The sequence below is a fragment of the Phytopseudomonas daroniae genome (assembly GCF_004327275.1).
GTDB lineage: Bacteria > Pseudomonadota > Gammaproteobacteria > Pseudomonadales > Pseudomonadaceae > Aquipseudomonas > Aquipseudomonas daroniae.
The window spans coordinates 775,731-797,216 of record NZ_QJUJ01000001.1; the positions used below are offsets into that span (position 1 = coordinate 775,731).

Sequence of the window (21,486 nt, forward strand, 5' to 3'; positions counted from 1 at the left end):
CAAGGCTATCGACATCACCTAGATGGGAGACCGGCCCAATGCGCCGTACGCTCGCTTGCCTGCTGCTGATACTGGCCCTGCCAGTCAGCGCACAGATCTACAAGTACACCGATGCCAACGGCAACACGGTGTTCACCAATCAGCCACCGGATGGCGTCGAAGCCGAGAACGTCGAGCTGAAGCAGACCAATACCGTGGAGCCGCCAGCGACGCCCACTGCCCCTGACCCCGCGAGCCAGACGCAAGGCGAAGCAGCCCAGGCACCCTATAGCGTGCTGGAGCTACGGGATCTGCCCAGCGAAGAAGCGCTGCGCGCCAACAACGGCACCTTCTCCGTGGGCGTGACCATCGAGCCACGCCTGAGCCCCGGCCATAGCCTACGCCTGTTGCTGGATGGCAAACCCTATGGTTCGCCCAGCAACGTACCGCGCCTGCAATTGAACGAGGTCGACCGCGGCGAGCACAGCCTGGCCGTTGTCGTCATGCAGGGCGAGCAGGTGATTCAGCAAAGCGACACACGCACCTTTACAGTGCAACGCGTCAATACCAGCAGCCCTGCCCTGCGCCCGCCACCACCACGGCCGAGCAAATGATCGCCATGCGCACCCTGCTTTTCAGTCTGCTGCTGATCGCCCTGCCAAGTCTTGCCCAGGTTTATACCTATGTGGATGCAGAGGGGAATCGGGTCTTCACCGACAGCCCTCGTGACGGCAACGCCAAACAGTTGCAGATAATGCCCTCCAACCGCATCGAGCCACCACCAGCGCGTAGCGCCGAGCCGGCGACGCCACCCATGCAAAGCATGCCGCTGCTGGGTTACGAGCTGCTGAGGATCACCATTCCGCAACCGGACGCGACCATCCGCGACAACGCCGGCAACCTGATCGTCACCGCCAGCAGTGACCCGGCGCTGCACCCAGGCCACAGCTATCGCCTGCTGCTGGACGGCCAGCCGGTCGGCACCGCCGGGCGCAGCCCGGTGTTCCCATTGGAGAATATCGATCGCGGCACTCATCAGATCGCCGTGGAAATCATCACCGAGGGCGGCATCATCGTCGAACGCACGCCCAGCCAGCCCTTCCACATGGTACGCATCTCCCTGGCGCAGAAACGCCTGGCCCGCCCCTGCAAGAAGGACGATTACGGCGTGCGACCGGAATGCCCGCTCAAGGACAAGCCCAAGGAAGAAGACAAAGGCATCATCAGTATTCTTCCCTTCCTGTAACCCCCCACGCCCGATCAGCGCCGCGCCCCTGCTGCACGAGGCACGGCGCTGACACCAGCCCGCGCCTCGTCGCCAAAGCAATTCGCACCAAAAAGGTGCGATACGGCGCACTGATTTCTATACTCGTCCCAAATTGGCACACAGCGGTTTTCATCGTTGCGCCGAAAAGTTGCCAAATCCGGCCTATTGCGCCTTTGCGCGCGTCTTTAGAGGGCTTTGGTTTGCTTCTTGCATTTTCTCCCGCACTGCCGGATGGCCCGAGGTGCGCCTCGTTTGCCATGCCAACCGGCCCTTCTGCTGCAGAACACCGCACGAGGAACGACTTTTGGCTGGCCCACACACGCAACGAGACACAGCACGCTGCGCCCCGCTGCCGGACGACCATAGCCTTGTCGCGGCACGCCTCACCCGGGGACACGCCACGACCAGAGCGGCGGAGCCTGCCCAATGATCATCAATGACTCCCTGCACCGCCTGCTACTCGACAACCTGACCACGGCCACGCTGCTGCTCAATGCCGATCTGCGCCTGGAGTACATGAACCCTGCCGCTGAAATGCTCCTGGCGGTCAGCGGTCAACGCAGCCACGGTCAGTTCATCAGCGAGCTGTTCACGGAAAGCCGCGAAGCCCTGGCCGCTCTACGCCAGGCAGTGGCCGAGGCCCACCCGTTCAACAAACGCGAGGCGGTGCTGACCACCCAGACCGGACAGAGTCTGACCGTCGACTACGCCGTCACCCCGGTGCTCAGCCGCGGCGAAACCATGTTGCTGCTCGAAGTGCATCCTCGTGATCGCTTGCTGCGCATCACCAAGGAAGAAGCCCAGTTATCCAAGCAGGAAACCACCAAGCTACTGGTGCGCGGCCTGGCTCACGAGATCAAGAATCCACTCGGAGGTATCCGTGGCGCGGCCCAGTTGCTGGCCCGCGAGCTACCGGAAGAAAGCCTCAAGGATTACACCAACGTCATCATCGAAGAATCGGATCGCTTGCGTAATCTGGTCGATCGCATGCTCGGCTCCAACAAGCTGCCGTCCCTGGCGATCACCAACGTGCACGAGGTGCTGGAGCGCGTCGCCAGCCTGGTCGAAGCCGAGAGCCAGGGCAGCATCCTGCTGGTGCGCGACTACGACCCGAGCATTCCGGATCTGGTCATCGACCGTGAACAGATGATCCAGGCCGTGCTCAATATCGTGCGTAACGCCATGCAGGCGATCGGCGCCAAACCCGAGCTGCGACCCGGGCGCATCACCCTGCGCACGCGCACCTTGCGGCAGTTCACCATCGGCTACGTTCGCCACCGTCTGGTGACCAAGATCGAGATCATCGACAACGGCCCGGGCATCGCGCCGGAACTGCAGGAAACCATCTTCTATCCCATGGTCAGCGGGCGTGCCGACGGCACCGGCCTGGGCCTGGCGATCACCCAGAACATCATCAGTCAGCATCAAGGCCTGATCGAATGCGAGAGCCATCCTGGCAACACCGTGTTCTCGATCTTTCTGCCGCTGGAACAAGGAGCAACTCCGACATGAGCCGCAGTGAAACCGTATGGATCGTTGACGACGACCGCTCCATCCGCTGGGTACTGGAAAAAGCCCTGCAACAGGAAGGCATGAGCACCCAGAGCTTCGACAGCGCCGACGGTGTACTCGGCCGCCTTACCCGCCAGCAGCCTGACGTGATCATCTCCGACATTCGCATGCCCGGCTCCAGCGGCCTGGAGCTGCTGGCCAGAATCCGCGAGATGCACCCGCGCCTGCCGGTGATCATCATGACCGCCCATTCGGATCTGGACAGCGCCGTGGCGTCTTACCAGGGCGGTGCCTTCGAATACCTGCCCAAGCCCTTCGACGTCGACGAGGCGGTATCGCTGGTCAAGCGTGCCAACCAGCACGCCAAGGAGCAGCAGGGCCTGCACGTGCCGGTGGTACAAGCGCGCACCCCGGAAATCATCGGCGAAGCGCCGGCGATGCAGGAGGTGTTCCGCGCCATCGGCCGGCTCTCGCATTCCAACATCACTGTTTTAATCAACGGTGAGTCCGGTACCGGCAAGGAGCTGGTCGCTCATGCCCTGCACCGCCACAGTCCGCGAGCGGCATCACCGTTCATAGCGCTGAACATGGCGGCGATTCCCAAGGATCTGATGGAATCCGAGCTGTTCGGCCACGAGAAAGGCGCCTTCACCGGCGCGGCCAACCAGCGCCGCGGACGCTTCGAGCAGGCCGACGGCGGCACCCTGTTCCTCGACGAGATCGGCGACATGCCGGCCGACACCCAGACCCGCCTGCTGCGCGTGCTGGCCGACGGCGAATTCTATCGGGTTGGCGGGCACACGCCGGTGAAGGTGGATGTGCGCATCATCGCCGCCACCCACCAGAACCTGGAAAGCCTGGTGACGGCCGGCAAGTTTCGCGAAGACCTGTTTCACCGCCTCAACGTCATCCGCATCCATATTCCGCGCCTGTCCGATCGCCGCGAAGACATCCCGACCCTGGCCCGCCACTTCCTCAGCCGCGCCGCCACCGAACTGGCGGTCGAGCCCAAGCTGTTGAAGAGCGAAACCGAGGATTACCTGCAGCAACTACCGTGGCCGGGCAACGTGCGCCAGTTGGAGAACACGTGCCGCTGGATCACGGTGATGGCCTCAGGGCGCGAAGTGCATGTCGACGACCTGCCGCCGGAACTGCTCGTTCAGCCACAGGACAACGCGCCGGTGAGCAACTGGGAACAGGCGTTGCGCCAGTGGGCCGATCAGGCCCTGGGCCGTGGCCAGTCGAGCCTGCTCGATACTGCCGTGCCGGCCTTCGAGCGGATCATGATCGAAACGGCCCTCAAGCACACCGCCGGACGCCGTCGCGATGCGGCCATCCTGCTGGGCTGGGGCCGCAACACCCTGACCCGCAAGATCAAGGAACTGGGCATGAACGTCGATGGCTCCGAAGAGGACGACAGCGACGACAATTGAGCCGCGACCGCAACACCGAAACGCCGCGCGCCCTGATCAGGCCGCGGCGTTTTTTATGGCCTGCCATCCCTGGCGGCCACCCTGCGGGCCGTCGCAAGCGACGTTAAAAATGGCTCCCGGCCATTTTTTATGGCCTGCCATCCCTGGCGGCCACCCTATGAGAACGCGACATGCCGATGCGTTGTTCATCCCCTAAAGCAGTAGCGCACGCAAGAACCATGGTGGAACGATGAAGCGTGTTCCACCCTACGAAAGGCACCGCAGCACCGTAGCCTGGGTTGAGCACAGCGATACCCGGGGTGCCCTTTCCCGGGTATATGAAAATGCACGCGATCAGCGCACTGGTAGTGCGCTCATGCACTCGTGCGGAACATCCACGACCGTGCTACGCGCCCGCCAGAAATCGGCCATATCGGTTGGAGGCCAGTAATCACGGGGTCTTGCAGAGAAAAACAGAACCTGGCACGCCACCTGCAATGGTACAGATAACCCAGTTTCGGGGACCTTGGTACAGGCAGGCCGGGGATTCCCCTCTTTCTTTGGGAGCCTCGGTACAGGCAGGCCGGGAACTCCCTTCTTTCTTCGGGGGCTCTGGTACAGGCAGATCAGAGAATCCCCATTTTCTTCGGGGGCCTTGGTACAGGCAGGCCGAGCACCCCCTCTTTTATCCGCTACCGCGGCGCCAGACGAATCGTCAGGCGCCAGCGACCATCGATTTCCTCGGCATTCCACTCACCACGCAAAGGGCGAGCCGCCAGGACACGCACCTCCAGCTCTCGACCATCACGCAGCACACGCCAATTGGCGGCTCGTCCAGCTACCTGCAGCTGGCCCTGTTGCTCACGCCCCAGCCCTTCGAAACGCAGCGCGAATGCGCCCTGGAAATCGCTGACCTGCACCTGCGGCTCGACGTTGAACCACAGCACCAGTCGATCATTGTCGGCCTCCAGCGCCTTCAGGTGCATCGCGTCGGGATGGAACAGTCGGCCGACCATCAAGCCGACCAGAAAGCCGAAGATCGCCAGCGAGATGATCACCCGTAGCCACGGACGCGGTCTTGGCGGCTTATCGGGCGTAGAATACGCACCGTCTTCTGGCTCGGAGCCGTGCATGTTTCATGTAATCCTTTTTCAACCGGAAATCCCGCCCAACACCGGCAACATTATCAGGCTCTGCGCCAACAGCGGCTGCTACCTGCACCTGATCGAGCCGCTCGGTTTCGAGCTGGACGACAAGCGCCTGCGCCGCGCCGGGCTGGATTACCACGAGTACGCCACGCTACAGCGCCACGCCAGCCTGGAAGCCTGCCTCGAAAGCCTTGGCCAACCACGCGTGTTCGCCTTCACCACCAAGGGCTCACAGCCCTTTCACGAAGTGGCCTACCAACCGGGCGACGCTTTCCTGTTCGGCCCGGAAAGCCGCGGTCTGCCGCCGGAGGTTCGCGACGCCCTGCCAGACGAGCAACGCGTGCGCCTGCCGATGCGCGAGGGTTGCCGCAGCCTGAATCTGTCCAATACCGTGGCCGTCGCGGTCTACGAGGCCTGGCGCCAGCAGGGCTTCCGCTGAGCCGCTAAACGCCAGGCATAAAAAATGGCTGGAAGCCATTTTCAACGTCGCTTGCGACGGCCCGAAGGGTGACCGCCCGGGATGGCAGGCCATAAAAAAGCGCCCCGCAGGGCGCTTTCTTTGAGCAGCGACGACTTAGTTGGCCGCTTGCTGACGCTGCAGCTCTTGGGCGTACAGGGCGTCGAAGTTCACCGGAGCCAGCATCAGCGCCGGGAACGAACCACGTACCACGAGGTTGTCCAGGGCTTCACGCGCGTACGGGAACAGGATGTTCGGGCAGAACGCGCCCAGGGTGTGGCTCATGGAGCCAGCGTCCAGGCCCTTGATCAGGAAGATACCCGCCTGCTGCACTTCAGCGATGAAAGCGGTTTCTTCGCCATTCTTCACGGTCACCGACAGGGTCAGCACCACTTCGTGGAAGTCACCTTCCAGGGGTTTCTGACGGGTGTTGAGATCCATCGCTACGCTCGGCGTCCATTCCTGACGGAAGATCTCAGGGCTCTTCGGCGCTTCGAAGGACAGGTCACGCACGTAGATGCGCTGCAGGGAGAACTGGGGGGTCTGCTCGCCTTGGGCGGCACCGGTAACTTGTTCGGTCATGGGCAAAGCCTTCTGCTGTATGGACTTAAAGAAAGGTTCTAGATCTATCAGGCGCTGAGCAGCGCATCGAGCTTGCCTGCCCGTTCCAGGGCATACAGCTCATCGCAGCCACCCACGTGGGTATCACCGATCCATATCTGCGGCACCGAAGTGCGACCGGCCTTGCGCGTCATCTCTGCACGCAGTTCCGGTTTGCCATCGACGCGGATCTCGTCGAACGACACGTTTTTGTTCGTCAACAGTTGCTTGGCGCGAATGCAGTAGGGGCACCAGTCACTGGAGTAGATGACGACCTTGGTCATGTCACTTCACCACGGGCAGGTTGTCGCTGCGCCAGGTGGCGATGCCACCGCCCAGCTTGGCCGCCGTGAACCCGGCCTTCTTCAGATCGCGAGCGGCAGTGCCGGACTGCTGGCCCAGGGCATCGACGATGATCAGCGTCTTGGCCTTGTGCTTCTCGAGCTCGACGATACGCGAGGTCAGCTTGTCGTAGGGAATGTTCAGGGCACCGACGATATGGCCGCTGGCGAAGTCCTTCTTGTTACGGATGTCGACCACAACGCCTTCGTCGCGGTTGATCAGCGCGGTCAGCTCGCGGCTGCTCAGGCTCTGTCCGCCCTTGCGCAGCTCGGTGAAGATCAGCAGCGCGAGGATGATGACGAACAGGCCGCTGAGGATGAAGTGGGTGGTAGCGAATTCAATGAGGTTGGCAAGCATCACGCGGTTCCGGGACGGTAAAATGTCGGCCAGTATACACAGCCACACAGGTCCCACCAAAGGCCGTACGACCGTGACGGGATCTTTCCTTGGCCGTAGAATGTCTGAACTTTTCTATGTGTCCCTCAAGCAAAGCGAGCCCAGTATGAGCGCAACGCCCAAACCCTTGGTTCTGGTCATTCTCGACGGCTTCGGCCACAGCGACACCCCCGAGCACAATGCCATCTTCGCCGCCAACACGCCGGTCTACGACCGCCTGCGCGCCACCCAGCCCCACGGGCTGATTTCCGGCAGCGGCATGGATGTCGGCCTGCCGGACGGGCAGATGGGCAACTCCGAGGTCGGCCACATGAACCTCGGCGCCGGGCGTGTGGTGTACCAGGACTTTACGCGGGTGACCAAGGCGATTCGCGATGGCGAGTTCTTCGAGAACCCGGCCATCACCGGTGCTGTGGATAAGGCCGTTGGCGCGGGCAAGGCCGTGCACATCCTTGGCCTGCTGTCCGATGGTGGCGTGCACAGCCATCAGGATCATCTGGTGGCGATGGCCGAACTGGCTGCCCGCCGCGGCGCCGAGAAGATCTACCTGCACGCCTTCCTCGATGGCCGCGACACCGCGCCGAAAAGCGCTCAGGGCTCCCTCGAACTGCTCGATGCCACCTTCGCCAAAATCGGCAAGGGCCGTATTGCCTCGCTGATCGGTCGCTACTTCGCCATGGATCGCGACAATCGCTGGGATCGCGTCGCCCAGGCCTATAACCTGATCGCTGCCGGCCAGAGCCAGTTCAGCGCCGAGACCGCCGTCGCCGGCCTGGAAGCCGCCTATGCCCGCGGCGAAAGCGACGAATTCGTCAAGGCCACCAGCATCGGCGAAGCGGTCAGTGTCGAAGACGGCGATGCCGTGGTGTTCATGAACTTTCGTGCCGACCGCGCCCGCGAACTGACCCGCGCCTTCGTCGAGCCGGGTTTCGATGCCTTCGAACGCGCCCGCGTGCCGCAGACAGCCGGTTTCATCATGCTGACCCAGTACGCGGCAAGCATCGACACGCCCAGCGCCTACAAACCGGAACCGCTGGTCAATGTGTTCGGCGAGTACCTGGCCAACAACGGCAAGACCCAGCTGCGCATCGCCGAGACCGAGAAGTACGCCCACGTGACCTTCTTCTTCTCCGGCGGTCGCGAAGAGCCCTTCCCCGGTGAAGAACGCATCCTCATCCCCTCGCCCAACGTCGCCACCTACGACCTGCAGCCGCAGATGAACGCCCCCGAAGTCACCGACAAGATCGTCGATGCCATCGAGAACCAGCGTTACGACGTGATCGTGGTCAACTACGCCAATGGCGACATGGTCGGCCACACCGGTGTGTTCGAAGCCGCCGTGGCCGCCGTGGAATGCCTGGACACCTGCGTCGGACGCATCGTCGAGGCGCTCGACAAGGTCGGCGGCGAAGCGCTGATCACCGCGGATCACGGCAACGTCGAGCAGATGCAGGACGAGTGCACCGGCCAGGCACACACGGCACACACCTGCGAACCGGTGCCGTTCATCTATGTCGGCAAGCGCGACGTGAGCCTGCGTGAAGGTGGTGTGCTGGCCGATGTGGCGCCGACCCTGCTGACGCTTATGGGTATGCCGATCCCGAAAGAAATGACCGGCACCAGCATCATTACCCTGAAATGAGGGAATGAACGGCGTCACCCGAAGCCCCGGCTCCTGCCGGGGCTTTTTCCTTTCAGGGCCCACTCTTGCTCCCGGGGCAATTCTGTTTTGAGCCGCAGCCGGTTACTCGCCGCGCCAGCGCTGCCCATACTGGCGGCACATTCAGGAGGACACCCATGAACATTTTCATTACCGGCGCCGGTGGCTACATCGGCGGCTCCATCGCAACCGGCCTGGTTCGCGCCGGACACACCGTCACTGGCCTGGTACGCCGCACCGAACAGGCCGACGAACTGGCCGCGCTGGGTATCACCCCGCTGCTCGGCAGCCTCGACGACCGGCAACTGCTGATCAATCAGGCACGGGCCGCCGATGCGGTGATCAATGCCGCCAGCAGCGATCACCGGGGTGCCGTGGAGGCGTTGATCGAAGGCCTGGACGGTTCGGGCAAGGTGCTGCTGCATACCAGCGGCTCGAGCATCGTCGGCGACGCCTGTGGCGGCGACTCGGCGTCGAGCGAGATCTTCCGCGAAGACAACCTGCCGGCGCCAACCGCGGACAAGGCCGCCCGCGTGGCCATCGACGGCCTGGTGCTCGCCGCCGCCTCGCGCGGGATCCGCAGTGCCGTACTGTGCAACACTCTGATCTACGGCCACGCCCTCGGCCTGCCACGGGAAAGCGTACAGCTGCCGCGCCTGTTGCGTCAGGCCCGCAAATCCGGTGTGGTTCGACATGTCGGCCGCGGCCTGAACATCTGGTCGAACGTGCATATCGAGGACGTGGTGGCGGTGTACCTGCTGGCCCTGGAGAAAACCCCGGCAGGCACCTTCTACTTCATCGAGAACGGCGAAGCCGCATTCCGCGACATGACCGCCGCCATGGCCCGCGCCCTGCAGCTCGGCGAAGCCCAGGACTGGCCGCTGGCCCAGGCCGAAGCCGAGTGGGGCTACGAGATGGCCAACTACGGCCTGGGCTCCAACAGTCGGGTACGCGGTGAGCGCGCGCGCCGTCTGCTCGGCTGGACGCCAGGCCACTCGTCGGTGCTGCAGTGGATCGAGCACGAGATGCTTTGACCCCGTTGGGACACCGCCAAACGCCTTGGGTCGGCATTCGCGATCCAGGGCGTTTTTTTTGCCCCGCACCACGGGCATACTAGGCAGGTTCCCCGCCAGGTATCGCCTGCCCCATGTTTCGTGCCCTCACCCTGATTCTTCTCGCCTGCCTGCTGACCCCGGCCTTTGCCGATCAGAAAGCCGACACGCAAAAACAGCTGGAAGCAGCACGCGCCGACGTGGCCGAGCTGAAAAAGCTGTTGGAAAAACTGCAGCAGGACAAATCCGGCGTGCAGAAACAGCTGCAGGCCACCGAAACCGAAATGGGCAACCTGGAAAACCAGGTCAAGAGCCTGCGCGATGAACTGCAGGAGAGCGAAGAGGAGCTCAAACGCCTCGATCAGGAGAAAAAAAAACTCCAGGGCGCGCGCCTTGAACAGCAACGGCTGATCGGCATCCAGGCCCGCGCGGCCTACCAGGGCGGCCGTCAGGAATACATCAAGCTGCTGCTCAACCAGCAGAACCCGGAAAAATTCTCCCGCACCCTGACCTACTACGATTACCTCGCTGAAGCCCGAATGGAACAGCTGACGGCCTTCAACGAAACACTGCGCCAGCTGGATAATGTCGAGAAAGACATCAGCCATCATCAAGCCCAGCTGCAGGAACAGAAAAGCCAGCTGGACAAGCGCAGCAACGAATTGGCGGCCGTACGCAAGGAGCGCCAGATAGCCCTGGCCAAGCTGAACAAGGATTACGCCGCCCGCGACCAGCGCCTCAAGGCCCGCGAGCAGGAACAGGCGAATCTTGCCCGGGTACTCAAGACCATCGAGGAAACCCTCGCCCGCCAGGCCCGTGAGGCCGAGCAGGAGCGCCAGCGCGCCCTGGCCGCCGCCCGCGAGAAGCCCGCAGCGCCTACCGCCAAGACACCGGACAGTGGCCCGCTGGTCAGCTCCGGCGCCAGCTACGGCGGCCCCTTCGCCAATGCCAAGGGCAAGCTGCCCTGGCCAGTGAACGGCCGCCTGGTAGCGAGATATGGAACCCCTCGCGGCGAAGACGCTCGGACTAAATGGGACGGCGTACTGATCGGCGCTTCCGCCGGTAGTCAGGTACGCGCCGTGCATGGTGGTCGGGTGGTCTTCGCAGACTGGTTGCGCGGATCCGGGCTTCTGGTCATTCTCGACCATGGCAACGGTTACCTGACCCTGTACGGTCACAACCAGAGCCTGCTCAAGGACGCCGGAGACATCGTCAAAGCCGGTGACCCCATCGCCACCGTTGGTACCAGCGGTGGGCAGGATACGCCGGCTCTGTATTTCGCGATTCGCCAGCAGGGCCGCGCCAGCGATCCGGCCCAATGGTGTCGGGCGCAAGGATAAGCGCCATCTCATTGTCGTAGGAGTTAGTTCGATATGCCGCAACTGTCCCGCCTCACCTCCCTGGCCCTGGCGATTGCCCTGCTCGGTGGCGCACCTGTGCTGCATGCCGACCAGGCTCCAATCACGCCTCCGCCGGCTGCCGACCAGAGCGCCGCGCCACTGCCGCTGGAGGAGCTGCGCACTTTCGCCGAGGTGATGGATCGCATCAAGGCGGCCTACGTGGAGCCGGTTACCGATAAGGAGCTGCTGGAGAATGCCATCAAGGGCATGCTCAGCAACCTCGACCCGCACTCGGCCTACCTCGATCCCAAGGCGTTCACCGAGCTGCAGGAAAGCACCAGCGGCGAATTCGGCGGCCTGGGTATCGAAGTCGGTACCGAAGACGGTTTCATCAAGGTGGTCTCGCCGATCGACGACACCCCGGCCTCAAAAGCTGGCATCCACCCCGGTGACCTGATCATCAAGATCGACGGTAAGCCGACCAAGGGCCTGTCGATGATGGAAGCCGTGGAGAAAATGCGTGGCAAGGCCGGCAGCAAAATCCTCCTGACCCTGGTGCGCGAAGGCGGCAGGCCGTTCGACGTGGAGCTGACCCGTGCAGTGATCAAGGTCACCAGCGTCAAGAGTCAGTTGCTCGAGCCCGGTTACGGTTACATCCGTGTCACCCAGTTCCAGGTCAACACCGGCGAGGAAGTCGGCAAGGCCCTGAACAAGCTGCGCAAGGACAACGGCAAGAAACTCAGCGGCCTGGTGCTCGACCTGCGCAACAACCCGGGTGGCGTGCTGCAGTCGGCCGTCGAGGTGGCGGATCACTTCCTCAAGCAGGGCCTGATCGTCTACACCAAGGGGCGTATCCCCAACTCGGAACTGCGCTTCTCGGCCGACCCGCTCGACGCCAGCGAAGGCGTTCCGCTGGTGGTGCTGATCAACGGCGGCAGTGCTTCGGCTTCGGAAATCGTCGCCGGAGCCCTGCAGGATCACAAGCGTGGCGTAGTGATGGGCACCGACAGCTTCGGCAAAGGCTCGGTCCAGACCGTGCTGCCGCTGAACAACGACCGGGCGCTGAAAATCACCACGGCGCTGTATTTCACCCCCAATGGCCGCTCCATCCAGGCCCAGGGCATCGTTCCGGATGTGGAGGTGGCACGTGCCAAGCTGACGCGCGAGAGCGACGACCCGAGCCTCAAGGAAGCGGATCTGCAAGGCCACCTGGGCAACGGCAACGGCGGCGCCGACCGTCCGAGCCAGGGTAGCGCCGGCAAACCGGCTCGCCCGCAGGATGATGACTACCAACTGAACCAGGCACTGAATCTGCTCAAAGGTCTGAACATCACCCGCGCCAACTGACGCTCGGTAAACCAAGGCCCCATTGCAGGCTGCTGCAATGGGGCTTTTTCTTGGGCGAAATGGCGAGCCATCCAAGCGTCGGCCTGACCTGCGCGGCCCGCCCTGCGTTCCTTGCGGCCCCACTTGATGCGAAAAAACCCGGCACAGCGTTGCCATACCGGGTTTCCCTTTGAGCGTTTTTTAGAGGTAGTTGTTGGTCATCTCGTCGATGAAACCTTCGTTGCGCAGCTCGTCCAGAGCTTTCTGCAGGCGCTGCACCACTTCGTCCGGCGTGTCCTTGTTCAGCGCCAGATACAACTCGGCCTCGTTGAAACGCAGCACGGTATTCAGACCGCTGACCCCTTCCTGCTTGGCCAGGTAGCGACCGACCGGGTCGGTGGTGGCCCACAGGTCGATCTTGCCGCTGGTGAGCTTTTTCACGTTCTCCTGATCACGCAAGGCGTTGACCGGTTCCAGGCCCTGGCTTTCCAGGTGCTGACTGACGGCGTCGTTCTTGTAGGCACCAATCGTGTATTTCCCGGCCTCCTTGAGGCTGGCCACGCTGAGGTTGTTACCCGGCGCAGAGAGCAAGACCCAACCGGTCTTGGCCAGCGGGCCGACCCACTTGAACAGAGGCTGACGCTCAGGGGTGAAGGTGGTGGAGAACAGGCCGTAGTTGGGCTTGTCCAGGGTCAGCTTGTAGAGGCGATCCCAGGGGAAGCGCAGGGTCAGGGTGTAATCGATCTGCGCACGCTTGAACATCTCGCGCACGACTTCGGCACTGATACCGTCGATGGAGTCGTCGCGGGCGAAGTTCTTGTCGTCCACCGCCATGTTGAACGGCGGGAAATTCTCGGTCAGCAGCACCATCTTGTAATCAGGTGGCAGCTCGGCCCTGGCGGCACAGGCCGCCAGGGTGAGCCCGAGCAGTACAATCGCTTTCATAGTGTTCAACATCAGTAGTCCCCGCCGCGTGGTTATGATTATGGTTGGCCGGCTTCCTGCCCAATCCCCGCACCATCACCTTCCGTGGCGATGACCACCGTGTGCCCCAAGCACACTGCATTGCAGCATGCAGGCTAGATCATGACCACGCCGGGCGCCTCTCGGCAGCACCCGCGATGTGCCGTCAAATGACCTTCATGCCTAAAGATAACTGTTGAGAATGGTGTCGACGAATCCCTCAGCGCGCATCTTGTCCAGTTCGGTTTGCAGCTTCTGTACCACCTCATCCGGCACTTCCCGGTTCAGCGCCAGATAGAGCTGTGCACTGTTGAAACGCATCACGGTTTTCAGGCCGCTGACGCCCTCCTGTCGCGCCAGGTAACGGCCGGCAGGGTCACCCGTGGCCCACAAGTCGATCTGACCGGCCACGAGTTTCTTGGCGTTCTCCTGATCACGCAATGAGGTGATCGGCTGCAGCCCCTGCTGTTCCAGATGCTCGGCGATGGCGTCGCCCTTGTAGGCGCCAATCCGGTACCGCTTGGCCTGCTGCAGGCTGTTCACTGCCAGGTTGCTGTCGCCGCGCGCCAGCAGTACCCAATCGTCCGGCCCGATCGGCCCGACCCACTTGAACAGCTCCTCGCGCTCAGGCAGCCGCGCAGTCACGAACACGCCGTAGCCGGGCTTTTCCAGTGCGAGTTTATAGATGCGATCCCAGGGGAAACGCAGGGTGAGACTGTAGGCCACACCGGCACGCTTGAACATCTCGCGCACCACATCGGCGGCGATACCGTCGATATTGTCTTCCTGCGCAAAATTCTTGCCGTTGATCGCCATGTTGTACGGCGGGAAGTTTTCCGTCAGCAACACTACGTTGTAGTTCGGGTCGATTTCCGCTCTAGCCATTCCAGACATCAATAACAGGGCACCCACGCCCATCAGCCACAACCGCTTGCACATAAACAGGTTCCTACCAAGTCAGGGTTTTCAAAAAAGCGGCCCAGCTTAGCCCTGTTTTGGGGCAGACCAAACCTCAATCGTGATTACTGAGCGGTCGGTCACCCGCACCAAGGTGGCGCACAAAGGCTTTCGACGCACCGTGATATGGCTCGATGGCTCATTTGGCCCGCCAAACTTCGCATCTCGTGCCTTGCCTCGCGCAAAAACTGGCTCCGGCGCGGCCGTGCGTGAAACGGGAACAGACCCTAGGCATGGCGTTGACCGGGCGCTGGCAACTTCCCAGGAACTCAGGTGGCGGGCTCGCCCGGAACCGGTACAGGCTCGATGGCTGCCTCTTCTCTGAACCGGTCGGCTCAGGCCGGCACGCTGCCCGCGTTCAGGTAGGTGGTCTTCACCAGGGTGTAGAACTCACGGGCATGGCTGCCCTGCTCCCTGGGGCCGTAGCTGGAATGTTTGCGCCCGCCGAAGGGCACGTGATAATCGACCCCGGCAGTGGCCGCGTTGATCATCACCATGCCGGCCTGGACATGCCGCTTGAAGTGGCTGGCATGGCTCAGGGAGCGGGTGCAGATGCCCGCCGACAGGCCGAACTCGCTGTCGTTGGCCATGGCCAGGGCCTCGGCATAATCCTCGGCACGCAAGATCGAGGCGATGGGCCCGAAGACTTCCTCGCGGCTGATGCGCATGTGCGGCTCGGCGCCGACCACAAGCGCCGGGCGCATGAAGAAACCGCGCGTGTCCCGCTCCAGCAGTTCGCCGCCGTGCACCTGGCCGCCTTCGCTCCTGGCCACGTCGAGGTAAGCCTGGTTCCTGCGCAGTTGCGCGGCATCCACCACCGGGCCGATATCCACCGCCGCCTCCAGGGCATGGCCGACGCGCAGGGCGGCCATGCGCTCGAGCATCGCCGCGACGAAGCGGTCATGGATGCCGGCGGTGACGATCAGCCGACTGGAAGCGGTACAGCGCTGGCCGGTGGCGTGGAAGGCCCCGTTGATGCAGGCCTCGACCGCCACCTCGAGGTCGGCGTCGTCTAGCACCACCATGGGATTCTTGCCGCCCATCTCCAGTTGCAGTTTCTTGCGCAGCGGCAGGCAGGCCGCGGCGATGCGCTGGCCGGTGTGCACCGAACCGGTAAAGCTGACGGCATCGACCTGTGGCGATTCGCTCAACGCCTGCCCGACCACCGCGCCAGAGCCCATGACCAGGTTGACCACGCCCCCGGGCACGCCGGCTTCATTGAGGATGTCGACCAGCGCCCAGGCACAGCCCGGCACCAGTTCAGCCGGTTTGAACACCAGGGTGTTGCCGTAGGCCAGGGCCGGGGCAATCTTCCAGGCCGGTATCGCCATGGGGAAATTCCACGGCGTGATCAGCCCCACCACGCCGAGCGGCTCCCGGGTCACCTCGACGTTCAGGCCGGGACGCACCGAGCCGAGAATCTCGCCGTGCAGGCGCAGGGCCTCGCCGGCGAAGAACTTGAAGATCTGTCCGGCGCGACCGACTTCGGCGATCGCCTCGGGCAGGGTCTTGCCCTCCTCGCGGGCGAGCAGCCGGCCGAGTTCTTCACGGCGGGCGAGGATCAGGCTGCCGGCACCGTCGAGTATGTCGAAGCGCTGCTGCGGGGACACCTGCGCCCAGGCCGGGAACGCCGCGCGGGCGGCGGCGATGGCTTCGCCGGTCTGCCCGGCATCCGCCTGGGCATAGTCGCCGATCAGGTCGTCCTGATCGGACGGGTTGAGATTGCTCCGGTACTCGGTGCCTGCGCGCCAGCGACCGTCGATGTAGTTGTCGAACCGCATGTGTGGCACTCCTTGCTAGCGGGCCGTTGGAGAACGTTAGCGGGGCAAAAGACCTCGTTCTCCCAGATTGCGGTACAGCGCGCGCACGCCGAACTGCCAGGGCGCGATCGCCGTCGAGTGGCGTACCTCGTTGACCAGCGCGCCCAGGGACGGGGTGGCGATGCTCACCCGGTCGCCGAGATGGTGGGTGAAACCGGCACCGGCCTCGCCGCGATCCTGGATCGGCGAAAACATGGTGCCGAGAAACAGCATGAAACCGTCCGGGTACTGGTGATGCTCGCCGCAGGTCTGCTCGACCAGGTTCTGCGGGTCGCGGCTGATCTCGCGCATGTGGCTGTGGCCCTGCAGGCGGAAACCGTCGTCGGCGCCGTCGATGGTCAGGCCGACTTCGGCCTGGCGCACGGTGTCCAGGTCGAAGTGCTCGTCGAACAGGCGGATGAACGGGCCGATGGCGCAGGAGCCGTTGTTGTCCTTGGCTTTGCCCAGCAGCAATGCGCTACGCCCCTCGATATCGCGCAGGTTGACGTCGTTGCCCAGGCTGGCGCCGACCACCTGGCGCCGGGCGTTGACCGCCAGGACGATCTCCGGCTCGGGGTTGTTCCACTGTGACTGAGGATGCAGGCCGACGCAGGCGCCGAAACCGACGGCCGACATCGGCTGGGATTTGGAGAACACCTCGGCGTCGGGGCCGATGCCCACTTCCATGTATTGCGACCAGGCGCCGCGCCGGCTCAGCTCTTCGCGCAGGGCCTCTGCCTCGGCTGAGCCTGGACGGATACGCGACAGGTCGTCGCCGATCAATGCCTGCAAACTGGCACGGATATCCCTGGCCTTGCCAGCATCGCCGCCGGCCTGCTCCTCGATCACCCGCTCCAGCAGGCTGACCGCGAAGGTCACGCCACAGGCCTTGATCGCCTGCAGGTCGCAGGGCGCCAGCAGGCGCTCCTCGGGCTGCGGGTCGAGGCTGCGCGTGAGCCAGTCCGTGGCTGCGCCGAGGGCTTCGCCGGGGGCGTGCCGGGCCAGTTCGAGGCGGTCGTCACGGTCGAGCAGGTCGGCCATCAGCGCCACGCTGCGGCTGATGTCGACCACCTGGCCGTCGCGCACCGCGACCAGCGCAGGGCCATGATGCGGCGCGCCACGCCAGACTCGCCCGACCAGCACGGCACGATCCAGGTCGACGGGCAGGCAGGTAGGGCTGTCAATGGGTTGCATGGGAAACCTCCGCGGCGCCGGGCAGGTTGATCGAACGCGCCCCGTGGATCGGCCGCAAACGCCCCGGGTAGAGCAATTTGCACAGTGCCTCGACGCAGTAGAAATCGCCGAACAGTGTCGCGCCGCGTTCGCCCAGGCGGTGCGGCATGGAGTAGCAGCCATCGGTGAGCAAGCCCCGCTGCGCCGGCTCCCGGGCCAAGTAGGTGGCGCACAGGCCGGTGAGCATCCACTCAGCCTTGCCGCGCAGGAAAGCGGCGCGCTGGGCGTCGTCGAGGCTGGCGGCGAGGTCGAGCAGGGCCGAGGCGACGATGGCCGTGGTGGCGGTGTCGCGCACCCGGTCATGGGGCGGCAGGGCATCGAAATCCCAGGGCGGCACCGGGTCGTCGCCGAGCCGCTCGAGGTAGTAGTCGGTCAGTTCCAGGGCGTGCTCGGCATAGCGCCGGTCGGCACTCTCCAGCCAGGACTGGGTGAAGCCGTAGATCGCCCAGGCCTGACCGCGGCTCCAGTCGGATTCGTCGCCGCTGCCCTGGTAGGTGTAGCCGCGCAGGCGTTCGCCACTGACCGTGTCGTACTCCAGGGCATGGTAGGTGGAACGGTTGGGGCGCACGAAATGGGCCCAGGTGCAATCGGCATGGGCCTGGGCGGCCAGGCGGAAGCTAGCGTCGCCGCTGTAGTCCGATGCCCAGTACAGCAGCGGCAGGTTGGCCATGGTGTCGATGGCCGAACTGCTGCGCCCGCGCGGGTCGTCCAGCGGCCCCCAGGACGACACATAGGCGCCGCCGGCAGTGGCGACGATACGTGCCCGTAGACGCTGGGCGGCGCGCAGGGCGATCTCGGCGCAGTCGCGCTCGCCGGTCAGTTGCCAGAAGGGAATCGCGCTGCTGTCGAAGATGAAACCGATGTCGTGGGTGTGCGGATCCTCGGCGCGGTGCTCAATCAGGCGCAGGCGTTCGCGGGCCAGTTCGAGGAAGCGCCGCTCGCCGGTATGGATATGGCTGGCCAGCAGCAGGCCGACCCAGAAACCGCAATGCCAGTTGCCGTGGCTCCAGGCCTCGCCCGAATAGCCGGCCGACACCGAGGCGTATTGGGTCACCCAGTTTCCATCTGCGTCGGTATAGATGGGAAAGGCCAGACCCAGGCTGCGCTCGTCCTCCAGCAGCTTGCGCGCCAGAAGATCGAGCGCCTCGCCAGCCAGACGGCCCAGCTCGGCGTCCAGGGCGGGTGGGGAAAGCGTTGCATTCGGCATAGCATGTCGCTCCTCGATTGTTGTTGTAAGCGTGCGGCCCAGCATAGGAAATCATCTGCCGGGCAGGTTAGGACGATGCCGAGAAATGCTTGTACGATTCGCCCGTCCACGGTCGTTGTCTGCCTGCGCCGCTAAAGGCCTCTTGCAAAGCCTTCGAAATAGTGGCCATCAGGTGAAAACAACCATTTTGTAGGTAGGGTGGATGGCCACCCCGTGGATCGCGCTTCATTGATCCAGCATCGCGGTGCCAGTACTGGTGGATGAAAAGAGCATCATCCACCCTACGTCCTGCCTGCGCCGTTCACGGCCTGACGCCCTGCGGCCTGAGCGCGATATAGGTGCCGAGCACCACGCACACCAACCCGGCGATGCGCCACAGCCCCAGTGGCTCGTGCAGGAACAGCACGGCGAACAGCACCCCGGAAATCGGCAACCAGTTGAGAAATACAGAAGAACGGCTCAGGCCGATGGTGGCGATGCCATAGGCCCAGGACAGATTGCCCAGGGCCGTGGAAAAGAACGCCGAGATTGCCACCAGCCACCAGAACTCGGCGTCCAGCCCGGGCAGACGCCACACCACCTGCGGCTCGGTGAGCGCGACGTGCGCCGCCAGCAACACGGCACCGACCACATGCATGTACAGCCCCAACAGCAGCGGCGGCACCGCGGCAGACACGCGGCGGATGCATACCCCGGCGGCGACATAGGTGAACAGCGCGGCGAACAGCGCCGTATCGCCGGAAGCCCCCAGGTGCAGCGCGCCACCGTGCAGCACCACCAGCGCCGCGCCGGTCAGGCCCAGGGCGATGCCCACCAGGCTGCGTCGGGTCTGCCGCTCGCCAAGCAGCAGGTAGCCGAGCAGCACGGAAAAGATCGGATTGAGGCCGAGAATCAGTGCACCATTGGTGGCCGACGACGTGGCTACGCCCTGGGCCAGGAAAATCTGGTGGGCATACACCATCAGCCCACCGGCACCGATCAGCCAGCCCCAGTCGCGCCAACCGATGCGCACCAGGCGCTGACCGCGCAGCAGGCAGATGGCGCAGATGCACAGCAGCGCCAGGATCATGCGCAACGCGGACAGGGGCAGCGCCGGCAGGTCGACCGTGAGCAGCTTGATCACCGAGACGTTGGCGCCCCAGATCAGCACCGCATAGGCCAGTACGCCGTACGCGGTGACGGTGCTCCGGCGCTGTGCGGCGAGCGCCGCTTCAGGCGTCAAGGCTGACAGCGCCGAGGGCTTTCAGGGCCGAGCGCCCCTCGACGACGCTGACCCCGTTCTGGTTGACCACCCGGCTTTCGCAGACCAGCACCTGCTTGGCCGCCTTCTTCTCCGCCACCCACACCTCCACGCTGAGGGTATCGCCGATGTGCACCGGCCCCTTGAAACTCAGGTTCTGCCCGACATAGACGAACCCCGGCCCGGTCAGCCGGGTATGCACCGCGGAAATCAGCGCGGCGGAGAACATGCCATGCACCACCCGGCGGCCGAACGCGGTGCCCGCGGCGAAGGCGTCGTCCATGTGCAGCGGGTTGTCGTCACCGCACAGTTCGGCGAACAGTGCCACATCGGCAGCGCTGATCGAGCGGCTGAGGCTGAGGCAGTCATCCACCTGCAGGTCGTCGAAGGTATTCGGCATGCTACTCATCGCGGCTCCTCCGCACCGATCACCACGGCTCGCTGCAGCAGCGCATCGATCGCCTCGGCGTCGTAGCCCAGCTCTTCGAGGATTTCCCGCGAGTGCTCGCCGTGCAGCGGTGGCGGCCGACGCAGCGGCGGCACCTCGCCGTCGTAGCGCAGCGGGTGGTTGAGCAGGCGCACCTTGCCGGCGCGCGGGTAGTCGAATTCGACGATGCTGCGGTTCCACTGCACCTGTGGATCCTGCTCGACCTGGGCGTAGTCGTTGACCGGCGCGTGCCAGATGCCGTGCTCGGTGAAGATGGCGAACCACTGCTCGGTGCCCTTGCCGAGCAACAGCTTGGCGATCCGCCCATGGATCTCCTCGCGCTTGTAGGACTGGTCATGCTTGGAATAGTCCTTCAGCTCCGGCTCGGCGAAGGCGGCGGACAACGGTTCCATGGCGCTCAGGGAAATCGCGATCCAGCCGTCCGCGGTGCGGTAGATGCCATAGGGCGCCGGGTGGAAGCGCGAGCCCATGGCCGGGGTGCTGCGCGGCCACAGTTCGCCCTTGTTCAGGTAATAGTTGAAGGGCTCGATCTGCAGGTCGAGGGCGGCATTGAGCAGGTTGCTCTCCACCCGCCGGCCCAGGCCGCTGTGCTGGCGCGCCAGCAACGCGGCAGTGACGCCGAAGGCGGCGAGGATCGCCGCGTGCTGGTCGACGATCGCCGAACCGACCCCGACCGGGGCGCGATCGCCGTCGCCACTGAGCATCGCCAGGCCGCTCATCGCCTGCAGCAGCAGATCCTGACCGGGCCGCTGCACATAGGGGCCGTCGCTGCCGTAGCCGGTACAGGAGCAGTAGACCAGGCCGGGATTCAGCGCCTTCATCGCCTCGTAGCCGAACCCCAGCTTGTCGAGCACCCCGGGACGGTAGTTCTCCACCAGCACGTCGGCCTCGCCGATCAGCTTCAGGGCGATGACCTTGCCCTCCTCGCTGCGCAGGTCGAGGGAAATGCTGCGCTGGTTGCGGTTGGCCAGCAGGAAGAACACGCTGACCCCGTCGAGAAAGGCATCGTGACCTGACCAGTGGCGCTCGAAGGCGCCCTTCGGCGGCTCGATCTTGACCACCTCGGCGCCGGCGTCGGCAAGCATCTGCACCGCCGAAGGCCCCTGCAGGTAATGAGTGAAACTGACGACCTTGATTCCCTTGAGCAT

21 protein-coding genes are annotated in these 21,486 nt (G+C 64.1%); 9 read left to right on the plus strand and 12 right to left on the minus strand.

Annotated features, from left to right (window positions below):
* The first annotated feature begins 38 nt into the window (after positions 1–38).
* The 4 genes from DNK10_RS03680 (at position 39) to ntrC (ending at position 4,191) form a co-directional block, all read left to right on the plus strand.
* On the plus strand, positions 39–593 hold the full coding sequence (locus tag DNK10_RS03680; protein ID WP_131190614.1) for a DUF4124 domain-containing protein: 555 nt from the start codon (positions 39–41) through the stop codon (positions 591–593).
* A gap of 5 nt (positions 594–598) precedes the next feature.
* On the plus strand, positions 599–1,225 hold the full coding sequence (locus DNK10_RS03685; RefSeq protein ID WP_131190615.1) for a DUF4124 domain-containing protein: 627 nt from the start codon (positions 599–601) through the stop codon (positions 1,223–1,225).
* 447 nt (positions 1,226–1,672) lie between these two features.
* Entirely contained in the window at positions 1,673–2,758 is a 1,086-nt protein-coding gene (gene glnL, locus DNK10_RS03690; protein WP_131190616.1) for a nitrogen regulation protein NR(II), read from the plus strand.
* Positions 2,755–4,191 (plus strand): nitrogen regulation protein NR(I), encoded by a 1,437-nt coding sequence (gene ntrC, locus DNK10_RS03695; protein ID WP_131179625.1) that lies wholly within the window; start codon positions 2,755–2,757, stop codon positions 4,189–4,191. The genes glnL and ntrC overlap by 4 nt, the downstream gene beginning before the upstream one ends.
* 671 nt (positions 4,192–4,862) lie before the next feature.
* Here ntrC and DNK10_RS03700 read toward each other — a convergent pair.
* Positions 4,863–5,303: a hypothetical protein gene (locus DNK10_RS03700; RefSeq protein ID WP_131190617.1), complete on the minus strand. Its 441-nt coding sequence runs from the start codon at positions 5,301–5,303 to the stop codon at positions 4,863–4,865.
* Here DNK10_RS03700 and trmL point away from each other — a divergent pair.
* On the plus strand, positions 5,302–5,757 hold the full coding sequence (gene trmL / locus DNK10_RS03705) for a tRNA (uridine(34)/cytosine(34)/5-carboxymethylaminomethyluridine(34)-2'-O)-methyltransferase TrmL (RefSeq protein ID WP_131179627.1): 456 nt from the start codon (positions 5,302–5,304) through the stop codon (positions 5,755–5,757). The genes DNK10_RS03700 and trmL overlap by 2 nt on opposite strands.
* A 135-nt stretch (positions 5,758–5,892) precedes the next feature.
* Here the strand turns inward: trmL and secB are convergent, their stop codons facing one another.
* The 3 genes from secB to DNK10_RS03720 are packed head-to-tail and all read right to left on the minus strand — an operon-like array spanning position 5,893 to position 7,074.
* Complete coding sequence (gene secB / locus DNK10_RS03710) at positions 5,893–6,357, minus strand: protein-export chaperone SecB (RefSeq protein WP_131179628.1); 465 nt, start codon at positions 6,355–6,357, stop codon at positions 5,893–5,895.
* A 47-nt stretch (positions 6,358–6,404) separates the two neighbouring features.
* Positions 6,405–6,659, minus strand: coding sequence for a glutaredoxin 3 (gene grxC / locus DNK10_RS03715; RefSeq protein ID WP_131179629.1), 255 nt, complete (start codon positions 6,657–6,659; stop codon positions 6,405–6,407).
* 1 nt (position 6,660) lies between these two features.
* Positions 6,661–7,074, minus strand: a complete 414-nt coding sequence (locus tag DNK10_RS03720) for a rhodanese-like domain-containing protein (protein WP_131179630.1) — start codon at positions 7,072–7,074, stop codon at positions 6,661–6,663.
* A 145-nt stretch (positions 7,075–7,219) separates the two neighbouring features.
* Between DNK10_RS03720 and gpmI the strand changes: the two genes are divergently transcribed.
* From gpmI to DNK10_RS03740, 4 genes are all read left to right on the plus strand, one after another.
* Complete coding sequence (gpmI, locus tag DNK10_RS03725) at positions 7,220–8,755, plus strand: 2,3-bisphosphoglycerate-independent phosphoglycerate mutase (RefSeq protein WP_131190618.1); 1,536 nt, start codon at positions 7,220–7,222, stop codon at positions 8,753–8,755.
* Positions 8,756–8,910: 155 nt separating this feature from the next.
* Positions 8,911–9,807, plus strand: a complete 897-nt coding sequence (locus DNK10_RS03730; RefSeq protein ID WP_131190619.1) for an NAD-dependent epimerase/dehydratase family protein — start codon at positions 8,911–8,913, stop codon at positions 9,805–9,807.
* Positions 9,808–9,920: 113 nt separating this feature from the next.
* Positions 9,921–11,165 carry a murein hydrolase activator EnvC family protein gene (locus tag DNK10_RS03735; RefSeq protein ID WP_131179633.1) on the plus strand — a complete coding sequence of 415 codons (1,245 nt, stop codon included), beginning with the start codon at positions 9,921–9,923 and terminating at the stop codon, positions 11,163–11,165.
* A 33-nt stretch (positions 11,166–11,198) separates the two neighbouring features.
* Complete coding sequence (locus DNK10_RS03740) at positions 11,199–12,512, plus strand: S41 family peptidase (protein ID WP_131190620.1); 1,314 nt, start codon at positions 11,199–11,201, stop codon at positions 12,510–12,512.
* A gap of 180 nt (positions 12,513–12,692) precedes the next feature.
* Here the strand turns inward: DNK10_RS03740 and DNK10_RS03745 are convergent, their stop codons facing one another.
* The 8 genes from DNK10_RS03745 to DNK10_RS03780 form a co-directional block, all read right to left on the minus strand.
* Entirely contained in the window at positions 12,693–13,448 is a 756-nt protein-coding gene (locus DNK10_RS03745; RefSeq protein WP_131179635.1) for a substrate-binding periplasmic protein, read from the minus strand.
* A 189-nt stretch (positions 13,449–13,637) separates the two neighbouring features.
* On the minus strand, positions 13,638–14,393 hold the full coding sequence (locus DNK10_RS03750; protein ID WP_131179636.1) for a substrate-binding periplasmic protein: 756 nt from the start codon (positions 14,391–14,393) through the stop codon (positions 13,638–13,640).
* A gap of 353 nt (positions 14,394–14,746) precedes the next feature.
* Entirely contained in the window at positions 14,747–16,192 is a 1,446-nt protein-coding gene (locus tag DNK10_RS03755; RefSeq protein WP_131179637.1) for an aldehyde dehydrogenase family protein, read from the minus strand.
* 36 nt (positions 16,193–16,228) lie between these two features.
* Positions 16,229–17,404 carry a fumarylacetoacetate hydrolase family protein gene (locus DNK10_RS03760; protein WP_131190621.1) on the minus strand — a complete coding sequence of 392 codons (1,176 nt, stop codon included), beginning with the start codon at positions 17,402–17,404 and terminating at the stop codon, positions 16,229–16,231.
* A complete protein-coding gene (locus DNK10_RS03765) occupies positions 17,391–18,650 on the minus strand; it encodes a glycoside hydrolase family protein (RefSeq protein WP_131179639.1) in 1,260 nt (419 codons plus the stop codon). Before DNK10_RS03765 ends, DNK10_RS03760 begins: the two co-directional genes overlap by 14 nt.
* A gap of 301 nt (positions 18,651–18,951) precedes the next feature.
* Positions 18,952–19,872: a DMT family transporter gene (locus DNK10_RS03770; RefSeq protein WP_131176688.1), complete on the minus strand. Its 921-nt coding sequence runs from the start codon at positions 19,870–19,872 to the stop codon at positions 18,952–18,954.
* The gene (locus tag DNK10_RS03775) at positions 19,862–20,299 is read right to left on the minus strand and encodes a MaoC family dehydratase (protein ID WP_131179641.1); all 438 of its coding nucleotides are present in this window, start codon (positions 20,297–20,299) and stop codon (positions 19,862–19,864) included. Before DNK10_RS03775 ends, DNK10_RS03770 begins: the two co-directional genes overlap by 11 nt.
* Positions 20,296–21,486, minus strand: a complete 1,191-nt coding sequence (locus DNK10_RS03780) for a CaiB/BaiF CoA transferase family protein (RefSeq protein ID WP_131190622.1) — start codon at positions 21,484–21,486, stop codon at positions 20,296–20,298. Before DNK10_RS03780 ends, DNK10_RS03775 begins: the two co-directional genes overlap by 4 nt.

What these genes read in the sequence shown, in the direction of transcription:
- glnL (WP_131190616.1), top strand. Translation starts at nt 1,673, where the DNA reads ATGATCATCAATGACTCCCTGCACCGCCTGCTACTCGACAACCTGACC.
- secB (WP_131179628.1), bottom strand. Translation starts at nt 6,357, where the DNA reads ATGACCGAACAAGTTACCGGTGCCGCCCAAGGCGAGCAGACCCCCCAG.
- DNK10_RS03700 (WP_131190617.1), bottom strand. Translation starts at nt 5,303, where the DNA reads ATGCACGGCTCCGAGCCAGAAGACGGTGCGTATTCTACGCCCGATAAG.
- DNK10_RS03760 (WP_131190621.1), bottom strand. Translation starts at nt 17,404, where the DNA reads ATGCAACCCATTGACAGCCCTACCTGCCTGCCCGTCGACCTGGATCGT.
- DNK10_RS03730 (WP_131190619.1), top strand. Translation starts at nt 8,911, where the DNA reads ATGAACATTTTCATTACCGGCGCCGGTGGCTACATCGGCGGCTCCATC.
- ntrC (WP_131179625.1), top strand. Translation starts at nt 2,755, where the DNA reads ATGAGCCGCAGTGAAACCGTATGGATCGTTGACGACGACCGCTCCATC.
- gpmI (WP_131190618.1), top strand. Translation starts at nt 7,220, where the DNA reads ATGAGCGCAACGCCCAAACCCTTGGTTCTGGTCATTCTCGACGGCTTC.
- DNK10_RS03740 (WP_131190620.1), top strand. Translation starts at nt 11,199, where the DNA reads ATGCCGCAACTGTCCCGCCTCACCTCCCTGGCCCTGGCGATTGCCCTG.
- DNK10_RS03745 (WP_131179635.1), bottom strand. Translation starts at nt 13,448, where the DNA reads ATGTTGAACACTATGAAAGCGATTGTACTGCTCGGGCTCACCCTGGCG.
- DNK10_RS03765 (WP_131179639.1), bottom strand. Translation starts at nt 18,650, where the DNA reads ATGCCGAATGCAACGCTTTCCCCACCCGCCCTGGACGCCGAGCTGGGC.
- DNK10_RS03680 (WP_131190614.1), top strand. Translation starts at nt 39, where the DNA reads ATGCGCCGTACGCTCGCTTGCCTGCTGCTGATACTGGCCCTGCCAGTC.
- DNK10_RS03735 (WP_131179633.1), top strand. Translation starts at nt 9,921, where the DNA reads ATGTTTCGTGCCCTCACCCTGATTCTTCTCGCCTGCCTGCTGACCCCG.
- DNK10_RS03780 (WP_131190622.1), bottom strand. Translation starts at nt 21,486, where the DNA reads ATGCTCAAGGGAATCAAGGTCGTCAGTTTCACTCATTACCTGCAGGGG.
- DNK10_RS03750 (WP_131179636.1), bottom strand. Translation starts at nt 14,393, where the DNA reads ATGTGCAAGCGGTTGTGGCTGATGGGCGTGGGTGCCCTGTTATTGATG.
- trmL (WP_131179627.1), top strand. Translation starts at nt 5,302, where the DNA reads ATGTTTCATGTAATCCTTTTTCAACCGGAAATCCCGCCCAACACCGGC.
- DNK10_RS03775 (WP_131179641.1), bottom strand. Translation starts at nt 20,299, where the DNA reads ATGAGTAGCATGCCGAATACCTTCGACGACCTGCAGGTGGATGACTGC.
- grxC (WP_131179629.1), bottom strand. Translation starts at nt 6,659, where the DNA reads ATGACCAAGGTCGTCATCTACTCCAGTGACTGGTGCCCCTACTGCATT.
- DNK10_RS03720 (WP_131179630.1), bottom strand. Translation starts at nt 7,074, where the DNA reads ATGCTTGCCAACCTCATTGAATTCGCTACCACCCACTTCATCCTCAGC.
- DNK10_RS03755 (WP_131179637.1), bottom strand. Translation starts at nt 16,192, where the DNA reads ATGCGGTTCGACAACTACATCGACGGTCGCTGGCGCGCAGGCACCGAG.
- DNK10_RS03685 (WP_131190615.1), top strand. Translation starts at nt 599, where the DNA reads ATGCGCACCCTGCTTTTCAGTCTGCTGCTGATCGCCCTGCCAAGTCTT.